This window comes from Billgrantia ethanolica, from assembly GCF_021404305.1.
Lineage (GTDB): Bacteria > Pseudomonadota > Gammaproteobacteria > Pseudomonadales > Halomonadaceae > Halomonas > Halomonas ethanolica.
The window spans coordinates 516,383-537,249 of sequence record NZ_JABFTX010000001.1; the positions used below are offsets into that span (position 1 = coordinate 516,383).

Genomic DNA, 20,867 nt, shown 5'->3' on the forward strand with positions numbered 1-20,867 from the left:
CGGGCTGGCCTGTCATTTCATGGCCTTCTTCAAGTCCGCTGCCAGAAAAAACCACGCTGGCTCACACGCCGGCTTCCTCGGCATGGGGCGAAGCTGTCGGCATGATCATCCGAGGAGACTCACCATGACCCGCTACGCCAGCATTCTGGATACCATCGGCCGCACCCCGCTGGTGCGACTCGCCCGGCTTGCGCCGCCGACGGTGAACGTGCACGTGAAGGTGGAGGCCTTCAATCCCATGGGCTCGGTCAAGGACCGCATGGCGCTGGCGGTGATCGAGGCAGCCGAGCGAAGCGGTGACCTGCGTCCGGGCCAGACGGTGATCGAGGCCACCAGCGGCAACACCGGCATCGGCCTGGCCATGGTCTGCGCCCGCAAGGGCTACCCGCTGGTGGTGACCATGGCGGAAAGCTTCAGCCTGGAGCGGCGCCGGCTGCTGCGTTTCCTCGGTGCCCGCGTGGTGCTCACGCCGGCCGCCGAGAAGGGCAGCGGCATGCTGGCCAAGGCAATCGAACTGGCAGAGAAGCACGGCTACTTCCTGTGCCGCCAGTTCGAGAACGAAGCCAACGCCGAGGTGCACAGCCGCACCACGGCACGGGAGATACTCGACGACATGCAGGGCGAGCCGATTCATGCCTGGGTCAGCGGCTTCGGCACCGGTGGCACGCTCAAGGGCGTGTCCCGGGTGCTCAAGGCGGCCGATCCGCGTATTCGCATCGTCGTTGCCGAGCCCGACAACGCCCCGCTGCTGGGCAGCGGCGAGGCGCAGCCGGCAGGCGTCAGCCATCCGCGCTTCCGTCCGCACCTGATGCAGGGCTGGAGCCCCGACTTCATCTCGCCGCTGACCCAGCAGGCGGTAGCTGCCGGCATGGTGGACGAGATCGTGCCGGTGGCCGGGGAGGAAGCCCTGCGGCTGGCCCGTGAGCTGGCTCGCAAGGAGGGTATCTTCGTTGGCATCTCGGCCGGCGCGACCCTGGCTGCGGCACTGGCGGTGGCCCGGCGAGCGCCGGCCGGCAGCCATATCGTCTGCATGCTGCCCGACACCGGTGAGCGCTACCAGTCCACCCCGCTGTTCGAGGGCATCGAGGACGAGATGAACGAGGAGGAGCTGGCCCTGTCGCGCTCAACGCCCGGCTGTCGTTTCGATGTGCCCGCGCCACGTCCGGCGGCCGTCCCCGCAGCGACGGCCATACAGCCGGTGGCTACGGCGTACGATGTCGAGGCCGAGCGATGCCTGGAGGCGTGCCTGGCCCAGGCGCCGGTGGTGATGTTCTCCCTTGCCTGGTGCGAGTTCTGCTGGGCGGCGCGCAAGCTGTTCGCCCGGTTGGGGGTCGACTACCTGAGCGTGGATCTCGATTCGCCCGCCTATCAGGCCGACGACATGGGCGTGCGCCTGCGCCCGGTGCTGGCGCGGCGTTGCGGAGCGCCGACCATCCCGCAGATCTTCATCGGTGGCGAGCCCCTCGGCGGCTGCGGCGAGCTGTTCGAGGCATGGCACGACGGCAGCCTGGGGCGGCGACTCGCCGCCTGCAGTGTCGCATACGACGCCGAGGCCATCATCGACACCGAGCTGCTGCTGCCGGCCTGGCTGCATCCACGCTCCGCCACGGCCTGAGGGAGAGAGCCATGAGCTATATCGCAACGACGCCACCCGAGCAGGCCGAAGGCGAGGTCCTGGACATGTATCAGCGCCAGCTGGCGCACTTCGGCTACCTGCCCAACTATGCCCGGGTGTTCTGCCATCGCCCCGAGGTGATGAAGGCCTGGGCGACGCTGATCGCCACCGTCCGCCGCCCCATGGAGGCGCGCCGCTACGAACTGGTGACCGTTGCCGCCGCCCGGGCCCTGGGCAACTCCTACTGCTCGTTGGCCCATGCCAAGTTCCTCTCGGACCTGGTGGGCATGGCGGCCACCCAGTCCATGCTACTCGGAGAGGAAGGCGCGCCCGACCCGACCGAGCGCGATATCATGGCCTTTGCCGCCAAGGTGGCCTGCCGCGCTCAGGAGGTCGGCGGCGAGGATATCGAAACACTGCGCGCCCATGGGCTTGGCGACGACGAAATATTCGACATTGTTGCCGTGGTCGCCGGGCGCGCCTTCTTCACGCGTATTCTCGACGGCTTGGGGGCCGAACCCGATGCCGCCTACCGCGAGCTGCCCACCGAGCTGAGTAAAGCGCTTTGCGTGGGCAGACCGATAGCGTCGCCCAGTGTCTCAACCACGGCTTCGATCGCCTGCGGATCGATCCCGGTGCCGGGGCCAGAACACCAGGCGGAGTGCACGATGGCGGTAAGTTCCTTGACGCCACCCTCGGCCACCGGCAAGTGACCGGAGAGTACGGTGGTCGGCGCCAGGCGCTCCAGGCCATGCAGTGCGCGGCCCAGGGCAGCGCGATCGGCCGTGGCCAGCCAGGGAGCATCGATCGCTGACCAGGCCACCAGGCCATCCCGTAGCGTGGAGGTCGCAATCTCCCTTACGCTCTCGGCCGGCTGAGGAAGCAGGGCGCCGAAGCTGTCGGCGGCAAACAGGGTTCGCGAGCGAGTATCGAAGAAGCCGAGGGTTTCCGGTGCGTCGTAGTAAGGCGGACGCAGCGGAACCAGCTCGCGATCTCCCAGCGTGAGTCGTGCACCGGGCTCCAGCAGGTGCACGCGACTGACGTCGAGGCCGAGCAGCCCCATCTTGCCCATGCCGAGGAAACTGGTCACGACCCTTGCGCTGGGCGCGCGCTCCAGGATGCGGGCCAGATTGCCGATATGGTCGGCATCGGTATGGCTCAGCCAGATCCAGCGCAGGTCGGTGAGGTCGATTTCCGCCTCGAGGGCATCGAGGAACGAGTCGCCGAGTGCGGCCAGTCCGGTGTCGACCAGAACCGGCTCACTCCCCTTGTGCAGGAAAGCGTTGATCGCCAAGCCTCCCATGCCGGGCAATGGCAGGAAGGCGGGCAATACATGCCAGTCGCTCCCGGCCTCGAGGGTGTGCAGCATCGTTGGGTTGTTGTCGTGGCTCATGGTGGCCTCCGCTGGGCTCTCATTTTCAGTGAACACCGTTGTTCACATCGAGAGTGATAAGCCCGGCGGAGCCGCTTGTCAAGATTTGAATAAACATGTATGTTCATTGAATGACAAAGACACGCCGTTATACCCAGCGCAAGCGCGCCGCCGACCGTGAAGAGACCCGCCTGCGTATCGTCGAGGCGGCGATGGCACTGCACGAGGAGATCGGGCCAAGCGACACGACTATCAGCGCCATCGCCCAGCGGGCGGGCGTCCAGCGCCTGACCGTCTATCGCCATTTCCCCGACGAAACTGCGGTATTCGAGGCGTGCACCAGCCATTGGCTCGAGCTGAACCCACCGCCGGTGCCAACTGCCTGGGAGGCCTGCGAAGGCGACGATGAGCGGGTGTATGCGGCGCTGCTGGCCTTTTATCGCTACTACCGGGGTACCCAGCGCATGTGGCAGGGTGCACATCGCGATGAGCCGAAGGTACCGGCGATCCAGGGGCCCATGGCGGAGTTCCGCGCTTATCTGCATGGGGTCGGCGAGGAAATTGGCAAAAGCTGCGCGGCGGGCGGGGATTCACGCCTGACGATCACGTTGCAGCATGCCCTGGCTTTCACCACCTGGGCCTCGCTGGAGTCGTTGGGACTCGATGACGAGGCCAAGGCGGATTTGGCGCTGGCATGGGTGCAGGGGCTAGAACGCTGAAACGTCTCCCGGCATTTTTCATGTAGGTGAGCGACTGAGCTATTGCATCGGCTGGCCGCTACGGAGAAGGAGGAGATGCCGTGAGCGAATATACGGATTCGCTGCGCGACGTGTTCGAGCTGTTCGGTCCCATCACCGCGCGGCGCATGTTTGGCGGCCACGGCATCTATCATGATGGCCTGATGTTCGCACTGGTGGCCGACGAAACACTCTATCTCAAGGTCGATGCGCACAACCTTGGCGACTTCGAGCGCGAGGGACTCGAGCCGTTCGAGTACGACAAGGGCGGCAGGCTGGTGCAGATGTCCTACTACCAGGCGCCGGAGGAGCTGTTCGAGGACCGCGAGCTGGCCGCAGCCTGGGCACGCCGCTCCTTCGAGGCCGCCCTACGCGCTCAGGCGGGCAAGCGCAAGACGAAACCCTGAGGCCCGGCCGGTGACGTTCAGATGGTGGGCGGCCCCTTGAGCTCGACGGTGTTGCCTTCGGGGTCTTCGAGGTAGAGCGAGGGGCCTGTGCCCTCGGCGCCGTAGCGTTGCATGAGCTCTCCGGCCTCGATGCCGTGCGTGGCCAGATGTCGGCGAATCGCCACCTCGTCGAAGGGTTCCAGGCGCAGGCAGAAGTGATCGAGATTGCGCCCCTCGCGGCTCGGGGCGGCGCCGCCACGCTGCCCCAGCGGGCCTGTCACGGGGACCAGGTCGATCAGGCTGCGTCCGGCGCGCAGTTGGATCAGGCCGATCTCTTCCTGACGCTTCTCCACCGTGCAGCCGAGCACGTCGCAGTAGAAGGCGAGCATGGCGTCGGTGTCGCGGATGCGCAGCACCAGATGATCGATTCCTTGGATAGGCAGCATGCTTTCCCGCTTCTCATGAGGAGCCCATCGACACTATGGCTCAGGCGGTCGGCAGGCTCCAGCGCTTGAGTCACTTCCACCTGCCGCGCCCTCGCTCCGGTACCATGCGGCCGAAGTAGAGCAGGCCGAAGATCAGCCAGGCGACGGTCAGCACCAGGGCCAAACCCAGGATGGCGGGGGCGCCGAATTGGGCGATGAGCGGCAGCGATGCCGCGGTGAAGAGCCCGCCGCCGACCACCGGTTCGAACATCAGCTGCTTGTAGCCGAAGCTTTCGAAGGCGCCGGAGCGGTTCTTGGGGTCGGCCATCCGCATCAGCAGCAAGCCGGTGACGGTCACCCCCATGGACTGGCCGAAGTCGCCGATGCCGCGCTCGAACCAGTTCTCGGGGATTACCCGCGGGGCGATCACGATCAGAACGAACAGCGACCAACCGATGCCCGCCAGGGCCAGCAGCAGGAACGGAATGAAGTGCTCGCCCAGGGCGGTGAGCGACAGGGTGGCCAGCGCCGCGACGATGGTGAAGTCGAGGGCGGTGCCGGCGATGCGTGCCATGGTGCGGCTGGAGACGTGGGGTTCGAGGCCGAAGCGCGTCACGCTCAGCTGCACGATCACGCCGCCGATCATGGCGATGGGGAACAGCGGCACGTGGGCGAGGATTTCCAGGCCGTCGTTGCGGGCCCAGGTCTGCTGCTCGATCCATTGCAGGGCGGTTAGGATCAGCCAGCCGATGGCGATGGCGATGCCGACCAGGCCGATATGCAGGCTCAGCGGATCGGCGGTTTCCTCTTCCTGGGCCAGGTCCTTCTTGAACTCGCTGTACTCCTCGGTAGGCGGCAGTTCGTTTTCCTCGCCCTGGGACATGGCCTGGGCTTCGTCCAGTGCCTCCGAGGTCTTACGCGTCTTGTCCAGGCTGATGACCCCGCGCCGGGCGGCGATGTTGATCATCAGCGTACCGATCAGCACCCCCGAGACGATGCCCACGGTAGCCAGCCCAAGTGCCAGGTCGGCACCCTCCTCGAAGCCGAGCTCGGCGAAGGTATCGGCCATGCCGGCAGCGGTGCCGTGGCCGCCTTCGAAGCCGATCTCGATCAGGGCGCCGGCCATGGGGTTCATGCCGAACACGGGCGCGAGAATGAGGATCGCCAGGGTCAGGCCGACCACGTACTGGCCCCAGGCCATGGTCTGGCCCACCACCACCTGCGGCCCGGCGCGCATCCAGATGGTGCGTAGCCCGGGGATCGGTCGGCCGATGAAGAGCGCGGCAAACACCACGTTGATCAGCAGGCCGGGCAGGGCGGCCCAGCTCTCGAAAACGTACTCGGGAAACAGGCCGGCGGCTTCCTCGAAGGGAGCGGTAACGACGCGGCCCGCCACCTCCGGGCCGAGCAGCAGCAGGATCGCACCGCCGATCACCGAGCTTGGCAGGAACAGTCGCCGTAGCCAGGGCGAAACGTTGCGAATGGCATTGCTGGCCAGCAGCACCAGCGAGATCAGCACCAGGGCAATGAAAAGCTCGCCCACCGTCATGGTCATGTCGTTCTCCTTCCTTGGGCTGGCTTCCTTTTACCTCATGCCACGTTACAGATTAGCTGAATTTCGTTGCTTCGCTGAACCAGCAGACGTGCCAATGCCGTCCAGAATTCGTGGTGGCGTCAAAGCATGTCAATATTGATAGGGCCGAATCGCCTAGGATCGACACCCACATGACCCGACTGTTCAAGAAGCACTATCACCCGGCCGGCACCGCCCCGGGGACGCTGCGCGAGCTGACGCTGGAGCAGGCGGCGCTGTTGGCGCCGGCCACCTATACGCTGGCCCGTCGTGATTCGGGGCGCTGGGGCGAGCCCCTTGAGGTCGCGCCTGAGGCCACCCCCGGCGTCGACGCGCAAGAGCCGCTGTGCTGGCTGCACGTGCAGGGCGTGCCGACGGCAGAGGAACTGGAGCTGTTGGGCGACCGGGTCGGGCTGCATCCGCTGGCGCAGGAAGACATCCTCAACGGCGGGCAGCGGCCCAAGGTGGAGCGTTTCGATGAGTCGCTGGTGGTGTTCCTCGGCATTCCGGAAGTGGACGCTGAGGGCGATCTGCATCTCTATCAACTGGCTCTGTTCATGGGTGGCAACGTCATCATCAGCTTCATGGGCGGGGCGCTGGATCCTTTCGTCGTCTTTCGGCGGCGGCTCAAGGAGCGTGGCGGCCGGGCGCTGGGCGAGGCGGATGACCTGCTCTATGGCCTGCTCGATGCCGCCGTCGACCACGCCTTCCCGGTGCTCGACAGCGTGGGCGAGCGCATCGAGGCGCTCGAGGTGGAAATTCTCGACCGTCCCGACAGCTCGACCCTGGAGCACCTGCATGGGCTGAAGCGCGAACTGATCATGCTGCGCCGCTATCTGTGGCCCACCCGCGAGGTGATCAACCAGCTGCTGCGCGATCACGACGATCTCTTTACCCCCGACACGCGGCTCTGGATGCGCGACATCTACGACCATACCGTGCAGGTTATCGACCTGGTGGAGAGCTATCGTGACATGACGGCCAGCCTGCTCGATGTCTACCTCTCCAGCATGAGCAATCGGCTCAACGAGAGCATGCGTACCCTGACCATCATTGCCACCGTGTTCATGCCGCTGACCTTCATCGTCGGCGTGTACGGCATGAATTTCGAAAATCCCGACAGTCCCTTCGCCATGCCTGAGCTCGGCTGGTACTGGGGCTATCCTCTGGTGTGGGGGATGATGATTGCCGTCGGGATCGGCATGGTGGTGTGGTTCAAGCGCAAGCACTGGTTCTAGGGTTTAGCTCAAAACTGCCTGGACATGTCATGGACAGTCCCATTGTCGAAACGCGAAGCTATCCCGATCGCGAACTGAGCGACCGGCACGGTTTTCACCAGTTGCTGCTGGGGCTCGGTGGCGCCCTGGAGCTGGAAGCGGCAGGGCGGCTCATCCACGTGACCCGCGGTGTGCTGGCCCCGGTGGCCAGCGGCGACCTGCATCATTATCTGGCGCCGGGAGACAACCGCGTGCTGGTACTCGACCTGCCCGAGGGGTGGTGCGAGGCGCTGGCTCTGGAGGGCTTGTTCCAAGGTTCGGCGCGGCGTTTGCCGGAGCCGCTGGTGGCCCGGGGGGAAAGGCTTGGCGACACCGACCAGACGCTGGCCCGCTGGCTCGAGCTGGCGCTTGGAGCCGGCGGTCGTCGCCTGCCGCCGCCGCGGCTCAAGCTGCTCGATCTGCTGCCCGCCATGCGCGCCGATCTGGCCCACCCCTGGCGCGTGGCCGAGATGGCCCGTCGCTGCCACCTGGCCGAGGCCGTCTTCGCCCGCCAGTTCCGTGCGCTGACCGGCCAATCGCCCCACGAATGGCTGGTGCGGGAACGGTTGGCGCTGGCCCGCGAGCGGCTGCTGATCGACAACGTCTCGTTGACCGAGGTGGCCCAGACCTGCGGCTTCGCCGACAGCGCCCATTTTTCCAAGAGTTTCCGCCAGTGGCATGCGGTTTCGCCCAGCGAGTGGCGGCGGCTGGCGTTGGTGAAGGGTACTGCCGCCACAGGTCAGGATTCGACAAGCGACAGCCTGGCCTGAAGGGCATGCTCGAGCCTCGACGTTGTTGACGAGGCTTGCGCAATGTTATCGCTTTCCCGCCATCAGGCCACGGCCATCGGGGCCACCACCATTCTCAACTGGGCATTGCTCGCCACCCTGACCCAGCTCTCGGGGCCGGTACCGCCATTCCTGCTCACCGGGTTGGCCTTCGGTATTGCCTTCCTGTGTTTTCTGGCCTGGAGCCTGTGGCGGCGTGAGTCGTTCACGGCTCCGCTGCGCCAGGCGCCTTCGGTGTGGGCGCTGGGAGTGGGCGGGCTGTTCGGCTATCACGCGCTCTACTTCGTCGCCCAGCAGAATGCACCGCCGGCCAATGCGGGGCTGATCAGCTACCTGTGGCCGCTGCTGATCGTGCTGTTCGTCGGCCTGCTGCCGGGAGAGCGGCTGCTGCCCAGGCACGTGATGGGCGGGCTGCTGGGTTTTGCCGGGGCGGCGCTGTTGATCGGCGGCGACCTGGGCGCTGGCGGCAGCGCGCTGGGCTATGGGGCGGCCTTCGCCTGTGCCCTGGTGTGGAGCGGCTATTCGGTGCTGTCGCGAGCCAAGAAGGCGGTGCCGACCAGCGCGGTGGGTGGCTTCTGTCTGGTCACGGCGCTGCTGGCCTTTGGCTGCCACGGCCTGTTCGAGGCAACGCGCTGGCCCCAGGGCATCGAGTGGCTGGGCGTGGTCGGGCTGGGCCTGGGGCCAGTGGGCAGTGCCTTCTTCACCTGGGACATCGGCGTCAAGCACGGCGACCTGCACCTGCTTGGGCTATTGGCCTATGCCACGCCGCTGCTCTCGACCCTGGTGCTGATCGTGGCCGGCTACGCCGAGGCCACGCCGCTGCTGGCCCTGGCGGCAGGCGTGATCACCCTGGGCATGCTGGTTGGCAGCGGCGCGCTGGCCCGCCGCAAGAGGCGGGAAACCCCCGTGCGCTCCGCCTGAGACGGGCGCACGGGGGCTGGAAAGAACCGTTCAAAACGAGTCGCTCAAAAAGAGCCCACCAGCGAGCCCACAAGAATCAGCAGGATCAGCGAGATGATCGGCCCCACCACGGCCACCGCGGCGATGTCCAGGTAGGCCTGGCGGTGGGTCAAGCCGCAGATCGAGAGCAGGGTGATCACCGCGCCGTTGTGGGGTAGGGCGTCCAGCCCGCCGGTGGCCACGGCAGTGACCCGGTGCAGCAGATCCGGTGAGATACCGGCCGCCTGGCCCATGGCCAGGTAGGTGTCGCCCAGGGTGGAAAGGGCGATGCTCATGCCACCGGAGGCGGACCCCGTCATGCCGGCCAGCAGGTTCACCGCGATAGCCAGCGAAATCAGCGGATTGTCGCCGCCGGCGGTGGTCACCCAGGCACTGATGGCATCAAAGGCCGCCAGCGAGGCGATCACCGAGCCGAAGCCGACCAGGCTCGCGGTATTGAAGATCGGCAGCAGCGAGGCGTTGGCGCCGCTGTCCAGCGAGGCGGTAAGTTGCTGCAGCCGCGACCAATTGAGCGCGATCAGCACCAGAATCGAGAACACCAGCGCGGCGATGACCGACCACACGCCACGTACCGATTCGATGCTGGTGGCGCCGTAGACCGGATCCGCCAGGTAGCCGGTGTCCATGGCTGGAATGACCACGGTGGTGAACAGCAGGTTCAGTGCGATCACCAGTACGATGGGCAGCAGTGCCAGGGGCAGACTGGGCAGCCCGCTGCGCGGCTGAGGCTGGACCTCGGCCAGGTCGAAACCTTCGCCGGCGGCACGCTCGCGCAAGTGGTCGTGCGGCGTGGGCTCGCTGTCATGCTCGCCGTAGCCTTCGCCCGCTGCTCGGGCCTGCCTGGCGCGGTAGGTGAGCCAGGCCTGACCCAGGCCCAGCATGATCAATCCTGTCATGATGCCGAGCCCCGGTGCGGCGAAGGGCGATGTGCCGAAGAACGGCATCGGGATGGCATTCTGAATCGCCGGCGTACCGGGCAGCGCCGTCATGGTGAAGGTGAAGGCACCTAGGGCGATGGTGCCGGGGATCAGTCGCTTGGGCAGATCGGCCTTGCGAAACAGTGCTGCGGCGATGGGGAATACGGCGAAAGCCACCACGAACAGCGACACGCCGCCGTAGGTCATCACTGCACAGGAAATCACCACGGCGAGAATGGCACGGCTCTCGCCCAGACGCTCGACGATGGCACCGGCCAGCACCTCGGCGCTGCCGGAGTCTTCCATCAACTTGCCGAAGATCGCCCCCAGCAGGAACAGCGGGAAGAAGCTGACGATGAAGTTGCCTGCCGAGCCCATGAAGACCTGGGTGTAGCTGGCCAGCAGCGGCGTATCCACCGACACCAGCGCCACCAGGGCGGCCAGCGCCGGGGCCAGGATCAGCAAGCTGAGGCCGCGGTAGGCCAGGTACATCAGCAGGACCAGCGCAACGACGATGGCCAGGATGCCGCTCATGACTCGTGTCCTTTGCCAGTCTTCATGCTGGAGTCATTGCGGCTGGGCGCCTTGCCGGTAGAGGCCTTGCTGGTGGCGCCCTTGTCGGTGGGCTGCTTGTCGGGAAGCAGCCTGGCACTGGGCTCTTCGGCGCTGGGCTTGTCCTGTTCGGCCGCGGCAACGTCCTGGCTCGTGCCGCTGGGGCGGGCGAGCGGCCGGAAGGTATCGCTGAACACGGCATTGAGATCGAAAGTGGAGCACTGGCCCAGCTTGTCGAAGTTCTCCTGCAGCCACAGATCGGCCCAGCCGCGTCCCTGACGATAGAGGCGCGAGACGAAATCCCACTGGGCGTTGAGTTTGCTCGAGGCGGAGAGCTTCTCCACCTCCTGCTCGGCATGGATCAGGTGGAGGCGCATGGAGCGGTATCGCTCAACCTCGAGCCCTTCGGCGTCGATCAGCTGCTGCAACAGCTGAATGCTGCGTAGCTCCTTGATCAGGCTGGTGTTGAAGGTGATCTCGTTGATGCGGTTGATGATATCCCGGGCGCTGTCCGGCAGGCGCTGCCTGACCAGCGGGTTGACCTGCACCACCACCAGATCCTGGCAATCCATGTCGTCCACCAGCGGGAACAGCGCCGGGTTACCGCTGTAGCCACCGTCCCAGTAGGCCTCGCCGTCGATCTCCACCGCCGGGAACATGAACGGCAGGCAGGCCGAGGCCATCACCGTATCCACCGTGATTTCGGGTTGAGTGAAGACCTTGGCGCGCCCGGTACGGACGTTGGTGGCGGTGACGTACACCTTGGCCTTGCGGCAGGCATTGACCCGTTCGAAGTCGACCAGCTTGCACACCAGATCGCGCAGTGGATTCAACTTCATCGGATTGAGCTTGGCCGGGGCGATGAGCTGGGTGAGGCTCTCGAACATCAGGTAGCTGGGGGAGTTGTCCAGGCTGCTGTTGCCCATCAATTGGTCCCACGGTGTCGGCTGGATGGGCGAGAAACGTGCCGCGTCGCTGACGCCGCGCCAGAAGTCATGCAGCGCCTGGCGCGCTCCCTCACGCCCGCCGCGGTGCAACCCATCGGCCAGCACCACGGCATTCATCGCTCCTGCACTGGTACCGCTGACGCCATCGATCTCCAGCCGCTCCTCCTCCAGCAGCCGGTCCAGCACTCCCCAGGTCAGGGCACCATGTGAGCCGCCGCCCTGCAGGGCGAGGTCGATGTGCTTGCGTTCTTCCTTGGCCATGCCAACTCCTGCGTCATTCATGTTGCATTGCAGTATAACGACCCTATTGGCGAATGACATGCCGAGCGAAGGGAAAGTTCGAAGAAATGTTGAACTAAAGTCTAATGACGTGGATAATATGAAAAATACTTCCACAAACGATGCGGAGGCGGTTCAGAGAACCGTGATACATCATGAATACACTGCGTTTCCCCACCATCTGGGATCTGCCGTTGCCGAGCCGTCGTGACCGGGGCATTGCCGTGAGTGAAGCGGCACCCGTCACTGAGCGGTTCCTGACCATCTGGGACGTTCCGCTTCGCGCCAAGAAAGCCAAGTGCAAGCGTGCCGCACGCAAGCTGCCCAAGTTTTATATCTGAGTGAGCCTGGGCAGTAATCAAAGGCGTCCATGCCGGTCGGCATGGACGCCTTTTTCGTCAGTGGTCGTGTGTCTGAGCGCTTGCCGCTCACCGATCGTCGCCGGGGTCGGTCGCTTGCAGCTTGGCCAGTGTCGTCACCAGGCGCCGGCAGAGGGCGTCGAGGCGCTCCCGCTGACTCTCGTCCGCCAGCTCACCGGCTTCATCGAAGGCCTGGGCGGCGCGGGGTATCGCCAGCGGATTGGGCAGCACGGTCACGCCGAGATTGCCCAGCAACTGGCGGAGCAGGGCGAGGCTGCGCATGCCACCGAACGCACCCGGCGAGGCGGAAATCACCGCGGCCACCTGGTCGGCGAACAGGGCCAGACCGCTGTTCTCGCCATCCGAGCGAGACATCCAGTCGAGCGTGTTCTTCATCAGCGGCGTGATGAAGCCGTTGTATTCCGGTGAGGCGATCAGCAGCCCCTGATGCTCGGCGAGCAGGGCCTGGAGGCTGCGCACGTTGGCAGGGAGCCCTTCGCGATTTTCCAGATCACCGTCATAGAGCGGCAGCGGGTAGTCGCGCAGATCGATGAAGGTGGCCAGGCCGCCGACGTGCTCGACTCGCTCGGCCGCCAGGTGGGCGAGGCGCTTGTTGAAGGAGTTCTCTCGGGCGCTGCCGGCGAAGACCAGTATGCGCGGTGGCGTATAGGTGGTCATGGATGAGTGTCTCTCTCTTCAGGTGGTTGGGGGATCGGTTGCTGGCTTTCAGGCCTGCCAGGGCAGAGGCGGCGGCTCCAGGCGTTTGCCGTCGAACTGGGGAATGCTGCCGAAGCGCTCGCTGCCGGCTTCCCAGTCGCGCTGGGCCTCGATGATCTCGGCCTTGCTGTGACCGACGAAGTTCCACCAGATAAGGATCTCCTCGCCCAGCGGTTCACCGCCCACCAGAATGGCTCGCCCACCTGCCGGCAGTTCGATGGTGACGTCGCGGCGTCCGCGCCCAAGGTAAGCCAGCTCGTTGGCGGAAAAGCGTTCGCCTTCAATCGCGAGTTCGCCTTCCAGCGGCAGCAAGCCGTACTCGAAATCCTCGCGCAGCGGCAGTTCCAGCGCGCCGCCCGCAGTGGTCGCCAGGTCCAGGCCAACCAGCGGCGAAAAGGCCAGCGTCGGTGCGCGGTGGCCGCCGAACTCACCGGTCAGCAGGGTCATCTCGACGTCGCCTTCGCGCCACTGCGGCAGTGTCGGGTAGTGGTCGAAGCGCGGGTCGGTGCGGCGATGGGCTTCGGGCAGGGCGATCCAGAGCTGAGCGGCATGCAGGTGAGACTCACCGGGCACCGACTCCTCGGTATGGCTGATACCGCGACCTGCCGTCATCAGGTTGACCTGGCCGGGGCGAATCACCTGCTCGTTGCCCAGACTGTCACGATGCAGTACTTCGCCCTCGATCATCCAGGTGAAGGTCTGCAGGCCGATGTGGGGGTGGGGGCCGACACGCAGGCCACGTGAGTCGCCCTTGAACACCGCCGGGCCGGCATGGTCGAGGAAGCACCAGGCGCCGATCAGGCGCCGATGACGCGAAGGCAGCACGCGGTTGACGGGGATGCCGCCCACGTCGGCGGTACGCGGTGCGACATGCTGCACCTGGCGTTTACCGTCGACGATGGGGCAATCCAGGGAGGAGGAGAGATCGGCTTCGTTGACGAGATTGCTCATTGTCGTTTTCCCGGAAGGATGAAGTGGGCAGGACGGAAGGCGCTCGTTTCAGCATAGGCTTTGGCCGTTCGCCCTGCCTGAGAGAGGATGCTCATGACTCAACGGAACAGCCAGGGCGCTACCAGTTTCACCACTCGGGGCATGACCACGTAGACCACCAGCGCGACGATGGTGGCGGCGATCAGCCCGTGACGGATCCCCCAGGTGCCGAGCAGCGGCAGCTGGCCGAACAGCGGTTGCCACAGCAGCGGTACGATGATGGTCAGCGGCCAGATCACCGAGGTGGTCACCAGCCACTGTTTCCAGCGCGTTGGCTGCCTGCTGGCGGGGTTGGGCGGGGTGAACCAGTAGTCGATGCCGCTGACGATCTCCACCCGCTCGGGCTGTTGCAGGTCTCCCTGAACGGTCGCCATGAGTTCACGGCGTTCGGCCGACTCCCGCCAGCGTCGGGCGTCGTCGTCGCTGGCGAAGCGCACGGCGATCTCGTAGTCGTGATGACCTTCGGGAGGGCGCAGGATGTGCACCCCCTGATGGCCTGGGAAGCGTCCGGCGGCCGCGATGATCTGGCGCAGCCAGGTCTCGTAGCGATCCGCGGCCCCGGGCCGCACGCGGTGGCGGATCTGGATGGTCGCCCCGTCGCAGTGGTCGGTGGGTTTGAGTTGGTGAGTGGACATGACGCCTCCTGGGCAGGCCGAAGTGCGCGGTGAATGGGGTTGGGCCCGGCAGGTGCCGGGCCCGGCCCATCAGCGCTTCTGGGCGGTGTAGCTCTGGATCAGGTTGGCGTAGGCGGGCAGGTGGCCGGCCAGCAGGCCGCCGAAGCCCTCGATGTCGTTGCGCCAGTCGCGGTGCAGTTCGCAACCCACTCCGAACCAGGTCATCAGCTGAGCACCGGCTTGGGACATGCGGTCCCAGGCGGCGTCCCGGGTGGTCTGGTTGAAGGTGCCGGAAGCGTCGGTGACGACGAATACCTCATAGCCTTCTTCCAGGGCCGAGAGTACCGGGAAGGCCACGCATACCTCGGTCACCACGCCGGCGATCAGCAGCTGCTTCTTGCCGGTGGCCTTGATCGCCGCCACGAACGCTTCGTTGTCCCAGGCGTTGATCTGCCCGGGGCGGGCGAAGTAGGGCGCGTCGGGGAACATCTCCTTCAGTTCCGGCACCATCGGCCCGTTGGGGCCGTCCTCGAAGCTGGTGGTGAGGATGGTGGGGATCTCGAAGAACTTGGCGATGTCGGCCAGGGCCAGCACGTTGTTCTTGAAATCGTCTGGGCTGAAGTCGCGCACCAGCGAGAGCAGACCGGACTGATGATCGACCATCAGCAGGGCCACATCGTCCTTGTCGAGTCGGTTGTAGGTAAAGGACATGGGTCTATCCTCCAGGGGTGAGTGGAGCGCCCGGTCAGGGAGCCGGGCGCGGTTGGTCGCGGCGGTGCCGCTAACCCTCCAGGCGACCGAACTTGCCGGCCTGGAAATCGGCGAAGGCTTGATGTATCTCGGCTTCGCTGTTCATCACGAAGGGGCCGTACCCCACCACCGGCTCGCCCAAGGGGGCTCCGGCGAGCAGCAGCAGCTTAGCGTCGTTGTTGGCTTCAAGCCGTATCTCGTCGCCCTGGCGCTCGAAGCACACCAGGCCGGCGTCACGCACCACGGCGTCGCCGTTGACCTGTACCGTCCCTTCGAGCACCACCAGCAGCGTGGTGTGTCCCTCGGGGACTTGCAGGCTCGTTTCGCCGCCTGCCGCCAACCGCAGATCCCACACCTCGATCGGGGTGAAGGTATGAGCCGGCCCTTCATGGCCGCGGTACTTGCCGGCGACCACCCGCAGCTCGCCGGCGCGGTCAGGCAGCGCGACGCGTGGAATGTCGGCGTCGAGCAGGGTCTGGTAGGCCGCGGGGGCCGACTTGTGCTCGGCCGGCAGGTTGACCCACAGCTGCACCATTTCCAGGGTGCCGCCCTGGGCGGTGAAGTCGCCGGAGTGAAGCTCCTCGTGGACGATGCCGGCTCCGGCGGTCATCCACTGCACGTCACCCACGCCGATGCGACCGCCGCTGCCGGTGGAGTCGCGATGCTCCAGTTCGCCCTTGTAGACCAGGGTCACGGTCTCGAAGCCACGGTGCGGGTGAGCGCCGACGCCGCGCGGCCGGCTTGCCGGCGGGAAGTCATGCGGGCCGGCATGGTCGAGCAGCAGGAAGGGGCTCAGGTGATCGGCGCCGTGGCGGTCATAGCTGAACAGCGAGCGCACGGGGAAGCCGTCGCCGACCCAGTGGCCGCGAGGGGCGCCGTAGATGCCTTGGATCTTCTTCATGGTCTGGCTCCTGCATGGATTGGGCCTTTGCCCGATACAGGAAGCTTATGAGGAGAACGGAAGGGGGAGTAGAGGGTATAATTCACACTCAGCGTTCCATGAATAGGACAACAAGGGCGGAACGATATGCAGGACCTCAACGACCTCTACTACTTCGTCCAGGTGGTGGACCATGGTGGCTTTGCCCCGGCCGGGCGCGCCCTCGGCATTCCCAAATCGAAGCTGAGCCGGCGCATCGCGCAACTCGAGGAGCGGCTGGGTGCCCGGTTGATTCATCGCTCCACGCGCCATCTCTCGGTCACCGAGCTGGGCCAGGCTTATTACCGCCACTGCGCGGCGATGCTGGTGGAGGCGGAGGCCGCCGAGGAGCTGATTCAGCGCAACCTGGCGTTGCCGCGGGGCACGGTGCGGCTGAGCTGCCCGCCGAGCCTGCTGCACTACCTGATCACGCCGCTGCTGGTGCGCTTCATGGCTCAGTGCCCGGACGTGGAGGTCCAGGTGGAGGCCACCAGCCGCCGGGTGGACTTAATCAGGGAAGGCTTCGACATGGCCATTCGCGTGCGTTTTCCGCCGCTCGAGGACAGCGACCTCTCGATGAAGGTGCTGTCGCGCAGCCCCCAGCGGCTGGTGGCCGCGCCCGCCCTGTTCGAGGCGTGGCCCAAGCCGCAGGCACCGGGCGACCTGGCCGGATTGCCCAGCCTCGACTTCGATCAGGTGGGCAGACAGCACGACTGGGTGCTGGATGGCCCCGAGGGAGCGACGGCGCAGATTCGTCATCACCCCCGGCTGGTCACCGACAACGCCGAGACGCTGCATCAGGCTGCGCTGGCTGGGCTGGGAGTGGTCAAGCTGGCCTTGCTGGTGGCCGGCAACGACTTGAAGGTGGGACGTCTCATCGATGTGATGCCAGGCTGGGAGCCGAGGGGTGGCGTGCTGCATGCGGTATTCCCCTCGCGGCGGGGTGTGCTTCCCGCCGTGCGGGCACTGCTCGACTTCCTGGCCAAGAACATCAACGAGATCGACTTCACCAGCGATACCGCCTGGGCACTGTCTCAGGCGACGAGCGAAGCGTGAGTCACGCTGCAGGCTAGGCCGGGAACGGGGTGGGCCGAGCAGGGGAAAGCGGGGGCGGTGGGTTCAGCACAGCCGCACGCCGAGCAGCAGCAGCGACGCATCGGCGGTTTGCCAGCCCCACCAGACCAGTGCCAGAGCACCGGCCAGCACGATCAGTGCGGCAAGTTTCACCAAGGGGTAACGCTTCATGCTTGAGCCTCTCGAGGAGCGCTGCGCTCGATGGGGGCCTCGCTGATGAACCAGTGCAGCAGAGCGGCGGCCACCGAGAGCAGAATGGCAAGCTTCCATACCACATCATAGTCGCCGTGCAGGTCGTAGAGCATGCCGCCCAGCCATACGCCGGTGAACGAGCCGACCTGGTGGAACAGGAAGACGATGCCGCCGAGCATGGAGAGGTGGCGTACGCCGAACACCGAGGCCACGATGCCGTTGGTCAGGGGTACGGTAGAGAGCCACAGCAGGCCGATGGCGATGCCGAACAGGTAGGCACTGGCGGGGCTCAGCGGCAGGAACACGAAGGCGGCGATCACCGCGCCGCGGGTCAGGTAGAGCCAGCTGAGCAGGCGCGGCTTGGAGTAGATGCCGCCCAGCCAGCCGGCGGCATAGGTACCGAAGATGTTGAACAGGCCCACCAGGGCCAGCACCGTGCTGCCGACGTGCACGGCCAGGCCGTTGTCGAACAGATAGCCCGGTAGATGCACGCCGATGAACACTACCTGAAAGCCGCATACGAAGAAGCCCAGGCAGAGCAGCCAGAAGCCGCGATGACCGGCGGCTTCGTCCAGCGCCCCGCGTAGTGAGAGGTCCGTGGCCAGGCGTGCGGAGGGGCGGTCCTTCAGCATGGCGCCGAGTGGCACCATCATGGCCGCCAGGGCGCCCATGGCCAGCAATGCGGCCGACCAGCCCAGCCAGCCGAGCAGGCCCAGGGTGCCGGGCAGCATGGCGAACTGACCGAACGACCCCGCCGCGCTGACGATACCCATGGCCATGCTGCGCTTCTCCGGGGCCACGGCGCGGCCCACGGCGCCCAGAATCACCGAGAAAGTGGTGCCCGAGAGTCCCAGACCGATCAGCAACCCGGCGGAGAGCGACATGCCCAGCGCCGACTCGGAAATCCCCATGAACAGCAGGCCCAGGGCGTAGAGGGCACCGCCTATGACCACCACCCGGGCGGCGCCATAGCGATCCGCCAGCGCGCCGGTGAAGGGCTGGGCGAAGCCCCAGATCAGGTTCTGCAGCGCCAAGGCGAAGGCGAATACCTCACGCCCCCAGCCCAGGTCGCTGCTCATGGGCTCCAGGAACAGACCGAATCCATGGCGCAATCCCATAGCCAGCGAGATGACCAGACTGCCGAGCAGTATCAGCAGCAGCGAATGGCGGCGAAGGGCGTCCATGGTGTGTCCCGTTTGCAGGCTAACGAGCATGCACTATCGCGCGTTATCGAGGGGCTGGCAATGTCGCCATTCGGCGACTTCCTTGTTGCCGCTGTGCCACATGTGTAAAGGCGCTCTGCTCGGCTATCATGAACACTGTTCGTCAATGCGGAGATTCGTCATGTCACGGCGCTTGTCATTCACTTTACTGGTCGTTCTGGCCGCCATGCTGATGGCCGGCTGCAGCTACCAGCCGGCACGTATCAAGTCGGAGCCGCTGATCGTCATCGATGACAATCGCGGTGGCCATCACGGCGGTCGCTTCTGTCCGCCAGGTCAGGCCAAAAAAGGGCGCTGCTGAAGCCATTCTTCAACAGCCCAGGCAGTACCACATAGAGAGTCGCACCTGAACTGCATCACGACGACTCCGTAAGGGAATCGGAGGGGCATCTTCCGCTTTGCCAGCGAGGTAAAAGTCATGAAACTGCTCCCGCGTCTGCTCACCCTGGCCGTTCTGCCTCTGATGTTGGCGCTGGCCGGCTGCAGCTATTCGCCGGCACGCATTACCCCCGAGCCGCTGGTGGTGGTGGATGGCTCGCATCGCCACTATCACGGCGACAAGCACCGCTACCGCCACCGCGATCGCTACGTGGAGCGGCATTATTACTACCACGATCGACGCTACCGCGATCATCGTCGCGGTGGCTTCTGCCCGCCCGGGCAGGCCAAGAAGGGGCGCTGCTGAGGAAGCTGGGTGGTTTCACGATGCCGCCCGGCAGGGTAGGGTAGAAGAACTATCGACTCGTTTCGCCTGAGGAACCGAGATGAAGCTCTTCTACCACCCCGATCAGGAGCTGCATGCACCAGGCTCCTTCCTGTTGCGTGGCAAGCTTGCCGCGTCTCCCGAGGGGCCAGTGCGTGCCGAGCTGTTGGCCAAGGGTATCGAGGCCACCGGTCTGGCACTGCACGAGCCGGAGGACGTCGACAGTCCGCGGCTGCGCAGCCGTCTGGAGAAGATTCATACGCCGCGCTATCTGAGCTTCCTCGAGACCATTCATGCTCGCTGGCGCGAGCTGCCCGGTGCTTCCGAACTGGTAATGCCCAATATCCATCCCTGCGGCGGCGGGCACCACTATCCTCGCCACCCGGTGGGTCAGGCGGGCTGGCACCTGCACGATATGGCGTGCCCCATCGGCGCCGACAGTTTCCACGGCATACTGGCCAGCGCGGCAACGGCCCAGGCGGCTGCTGAGGCGCTGCTCGAAGGCCATGGCACCACCTATGCGCTGTGCCGTCCACCCGGGCATCACGCCGGGCCCGATCGGGCCGGGGGATTCTGCTTCCTCAACAACTCGGCGCTGGCGGCCACGGTGCTTCGCGAGCACTTCTCGCGGGTGGCGATACTGGACGTCGATCTTCACCACGGCAACGGCACCCAGGATATCTTCTACTACCGGGGCGATGTCTGGACCGGATCACTGCACGTGGATCCGAGCGACTTCTATCCTTTCTTCTGGGGTGGCGCCAACGAGGAGGGCATGGGCGAAGGCCTGGGCGCCAACGTCAACCTGCCGCTGCCGTTGGGCAGCGATGGCGCGGCCTTCCTCGAGGCGCTGGAGATCCTGATCGCCAGGATGGAAAGCTTCCGTCCCGAGGCCGTGGTCGTGGCGTTGGGGCTCGATGCGCACCGCGACGACCCGCTGGCCGGCATGACACTGGAGACGCAGGATTTCACTGAGGTAGGGCGTCGCCTTGGCCGAATGAAACTGCCTGTCGTATTGGTTCAGGAAGGCGGCTATCCGACCGAGCACCTGGGCAATAACCTTGCCGCCTTCATGGATGGCTTCATGGGTGGCTGACGTCGCCTCGTAGGCATGCCATGATCGGCTGCTTCAACCCCATTACTTATAGCAAGAGAGAACGACATGTCCGTGCAATACCATGAAAGCAACGCCCGCATGAGCCAGATCGCCGTGCACAACGGTACCGTGTATCTGGCCGGCCAGGTGCCGAGCGATGCCACTGCCGACATGCGCGGCCAGACCGAGCAGGTACTGGCGCGCATCGACGAGCTGCTGGCTCAGGCCGGCAGCTCCAAGGAGCATCTCATCTCGGCTCAGGTGTGGGTCACCGACATGGCCGAGTTCGACCAGATGAACGCTGCCTGGGAAGCCTGGGTGGTGCCGGGGCGCCCGCCGGTTCGCGCTGCGCTGGAGGCCAAGCTGGCCAAGCCCGAATGGAAAGTCGAGATCATGGTGATCGCGGCGCTGCCGGAGGCCTGA

Annotated in this window: 24 protein-coding genes; 12 read left to right on the plus strand and 12 right to left on the minus strand. The window is 65.6% G+C overall.

Annotation, left to right across the window (positions count from 1 at the left end; genetic code table 11):
* The first annotated feature begins 124 nt into the window (after positions 1-124).
* Positions 125-1,615 (plus strand): cysteine synthase A, encoded by a 1,491-nt coding sequence (cysK, locus tag HOP53_RS02375; RefSeq protein ID WP_234268521.1) that lies wholly within the window; start codon positions 125-127, stop codon positions 1,613-1,615.
* Between the two features lie 529 nt (positions 1,616-2,144).
* Here the strand turns inward: cysK and HOP53_RS02380 are convergent.
* Positions 2,145-3,008, minus strand: a complete 864-nt coding sequence (locus tag HOP53_RS02380) for an oxygen-binding di-iron domain-containing protein (protein ID WP_234268522.1) — start codon at positions 3,006-3,008, stop codon at positions 2,145-2,147.
* A gap of 110 nt (positions 3,009-3,118) precedes the next feature.
* On the opposite strand from HOP53_RS02380, the gene HOP53_RS02385 reads away from it, so the two are divergent.
* Positions 3,119-3,706 carry a TetR/AcrR family transcriptional regulator gene (locus tag HOP53_RS02385; protein WP_234268523.1) on the plus strand — a complete coding sequence of 196 codons (588 nt, stop codon included), beginning with the start codon at positions 3,119-3,121 and terminating at the stop codon, positions 3,704-3,706.
* Between the two features lie 80 nt (positions 3,707-3,786).
* A complete protein-coding gene (locus HOP53_RS02390) occupies positions 3,787-4,131 on the plus strand; it encodes a TfoX/Sxy family protein (RefSeq protein ID WP_234268524.1) in 345 nt (114 codons plus the stop codon).
* 17 nt (positions 4,132-4,148) lie between these two features.
* On the opposite strand, the gene HOP53_RS02395 is transcribed toward HOP53_RS02390, so the two are convergent.
* The gene (locus tag HOP53_RS02395) at positions 4,149-4,556 is read right to left on the minus strand and encodes a VOC family protein (protein ID WP_234268525.1); all 408 of its coding nucleotides are present in this window, start codon (positions 4,554-4,556) and stop codon (positions 4,149-4,151) included.
* 70 nt (positions 4,557-4,626) lie between these two features.
* Entirely contained in the window at positions 4,627-6,090 is a 1,464-nt protein-coding gene (locus HOP53_RS02400; protein WP_234268526.1) for a sodium/glutamate symporter, read from the minus strand.
* A 170-nt stretch (positions 6,091-6,260) separates the two neighbouring features.
* On the opposite strand from HOP53_RS02400, the gene corA reads away from it, so the two are divergent.
* Genes corA through yddG form a run of 3 tightly spaced genes read left to right on the plus strand, consistent with a single transcriptional unit; the run spans position 6,261 to position 9,073 of the window.
* The gene (corA, locus tag HOP53_RS02405; protein WP_234268527.1) at positions 6,261-7,346 is read left to right on the plus strand and encodes a magnesium/cobalt transporter CorA; all 1,086 of its coding nucleotides are present in this window, start codon (positions 6,261-6,263) and stop codon (positions 7,344-7,346) included.
* A gap of 29 nt (positions 7,347-7,375) precedes the next feature.
* The gene (locus HOP53_RS02410) at positions 7,376-8,134 is read left to right on the plus strand and encodes a helix-turn-helix transcriptional regulator (protein WP_234268528.1); all 759 of its coding nucleotides are present in this window, start codon (positions 7,376-7,378) and stop codon (positions 8,132-8,134) included.
* 42 nt (positions 8,135-8,176) lie between these two features.
* Positions 8,177-9,073 (plus strand): aromatic amino acid exporter YddG, encoded by an 897-nt coding sequence (gene yddG / locus HOP53_RS02415; protein ID WP_234268529.1) that lies wholly within the window; start codon positions 8,177-8,179, stop codon positions 9,071-9,073.
* Between the two features lie 44 nt (positions 9,074-9,117).
* On the opposite strand, the gene HOP53_RS02420 is transcribed toward yddG, so the two are convergent.
* Both HOP53_RS02420 and HOP53_RS02425 read right to left on the minus strand, forming a co-directional pair.
* A complete protein-coding gene (locus HOP53_RS02420) occupies positions 9,118-10,563 on the minus strand; it encodes a GntP family permease (RefSeq protein WP_010628222.1) in 1,446 nt (481 codons plus the stop codon).
* The gene (locus tag HOP53_RS02425; protein ID WP_338073285.1) at positions 10,560-11,789 is read right to left on the minus strand and encodes a patatin-like phospholipase family protein; all 1,230 of its coding nucleotides are present in this window, start codon (positions 11,787-11,789) and stop codon (positions 10,560-10,562) included. The genes HOP53_RS02420 and HOP53_RS02425 overlap by 4 nt, the downstream gene beginning before the upstream one ends.
* 173 nt (positions 11,790-11,962) lie before the next feature.
* Here HOP53_RS02425 and HOP53_RS02430 point away from each other — a divergent pair, with 173 nt between their 5' ends.
* Positions 11,963-12,148, plus strand: a complete 186-nt coding sequence (locus HOP53_RS02430) for a hypothetical protein (protein WP_234268530.1) — start codon at positions 11,963-11,965, stop codon at positions 12,146-12,148.
* An 87-nt stretch (positions 12,149-12,235) separates the two neighbouring features.
* Here the strand turns inward: HOP53_RS02430 and HOP53_RS02435 are convergent, their stop codons facing one another.
* From HOP53_RS02435 to HOP53_RS02455, 5 genes are all read right to left on the minus strand, one after another.
* Complete coding sequence (locus tag HOP53_RS02435; RefSeq protein WP_234268531.1) at positions 12,236-12,844, minus strand: NADPH-dependent FMN reductase; 609 nt, start codon at positions 12,842-12,844, stop codon at positions 12,236-12,238.
* Between the two features lie 48 nt (positions 12,845-12,892).
* Complete coding sequence (locus HOP53_RS02440) at positions 12,893-13,834, minus strand: pirin family protein (protein WP_234268532.1); 942 nt, start codon at positions 13,832-13,834, stop codon at positions 12,893-12,895.
* Between the two features lie 98 nt (positions 13,835-13,932).
* Entirely contained in the window at positions 13,933-14,508 is a 576-nt protein-coding gene (locus tag HOP53_RS02445; RefSeq protein WP_234268533.1) for an antibiotic biosynthesis monooxygenase, read from the minus strand.
* 69 nt (positions 14,509-14,577) lie between these two features.
* Entirely contained in the window at positions 14,578-15,198 is a 621-nt protein-coding gene (ycaC, locus tag HOP53_RS02450) for an isochorismate family cysteine hydrolase YcaC (RefSeq protein WP_234268534.1), read from the minus strand.
* 70 nt (positions 15,199-15,268) lie between these two features.
* A complete protein-coding gene (locus HOP53_RS02455) occupies positions 15,269-16,138 on the minus strand; it encodes a pirin family protein (protein ID WP_234268535.1) in 870 nt (289 codons plus the stop codon).
* 126 nt (positions 16,139-16,264) lie between these two features.
* Here HOP53_RS02455 and HOP53_RS02460 point away from each other — a divergent pair, with 126 nt between their 5' ends.
* Positions 16,265-17,212, plus strand: coding sequence for a LysR substrate-binding domain-containing protein (locus HOP53_RS02460; protein WP_234268536.1), 948 nt, complete (start codon positions 16,265-16,267; stop codon positions 17,210-17,212).
* A 63-nt stretch (positions 17,213-17,275) separates the two neighbouring features.
* Here the strand turns inward: HOP53_RS02460 and HOP53_RS21540 are convergent, their stop codons facing one another.
* Together HOP53_RS21540 and HOP53_RS02465 are read right to left on the minus strand one after the other, a co-directional pair.
* Positions 17,276-17,401: a hypothetical protein gene (locus HOP53_RS21540; protein WP_254914266.1), complete on the minus strand. Its 126-nt coding sequence runs from the start codon at positions 17,399-17,401 to the stop codon at positions 17,276-17,278.
* Positions 17,398-18,606, minus strand: coding sequence for an MFS transporter (locus HOP53_RS02465; protein WP_234268537.1), 1,209 nt, complete (start codon positions 18,604-18,606; stop codon positions 17,398-17,400). The genes HOP53_RS21540 and HOP53_RS02465 overlap by 4 nt, the downstream gene beginning before the upstream one ends.
* A gap of 160 nt (positions 18,607-18,766) precedes the next feature.
* Here HOP53_RS02465 and HOP53_RS02470 point away from each other — a divergent pair, with 160 nt between their 5' ends.
* The 4 genes from HOP53_RS02470 (at position 18,767) to HOP53_RS02485 (ending at position 20,867) form a co-directional block, all read left to right on the plus strand.
* Positions 18,767-18,946, plus strand: coding sequence for a hypothetical protein (locus HOP53_RS02470; protein WP_103969599.1), 180 nt, complete (start codon positions 18,767-18,769; stop codon positions 18,944-18,946).
* A gap of 117 nt (positions 18,947-19,063) precedes the next feature.
* Complete coding sequence (locus HOP53_RS02475; RefSeq protein ID WP_234268538.1) at positions 19,064-19,330, plus strand: hypothetical protein; 267 nt, start codon at positions 19,064-19,066, stop codon at positions 19,328-19,330.
* Positions 19,331-19,409: 79 nt separating this feature from the next.
* Complete coding sequence (locus tag HOP53_RS02480) at positions 19,410-20,444, plus strand: histone deacetylase family protein (RefSeq protein ID WP_234268539.1); 1,035 nt, start codon at positions 19,410-19,412, stop codon at positions 20,442-20,444.
* A gap of 66 nt (positions 20,445-20,510) precedes the next feature.
* Positions 20,511-20,867: a RidA family protein gene (locus tag HOP53_RS02485; RefSeq protein WP_086511986.1), complete on the plus strand. Its 357-nt coding sequence runs from the start codon at positions 20,511-20,513 to the stop codon at positions 20,865-20,867.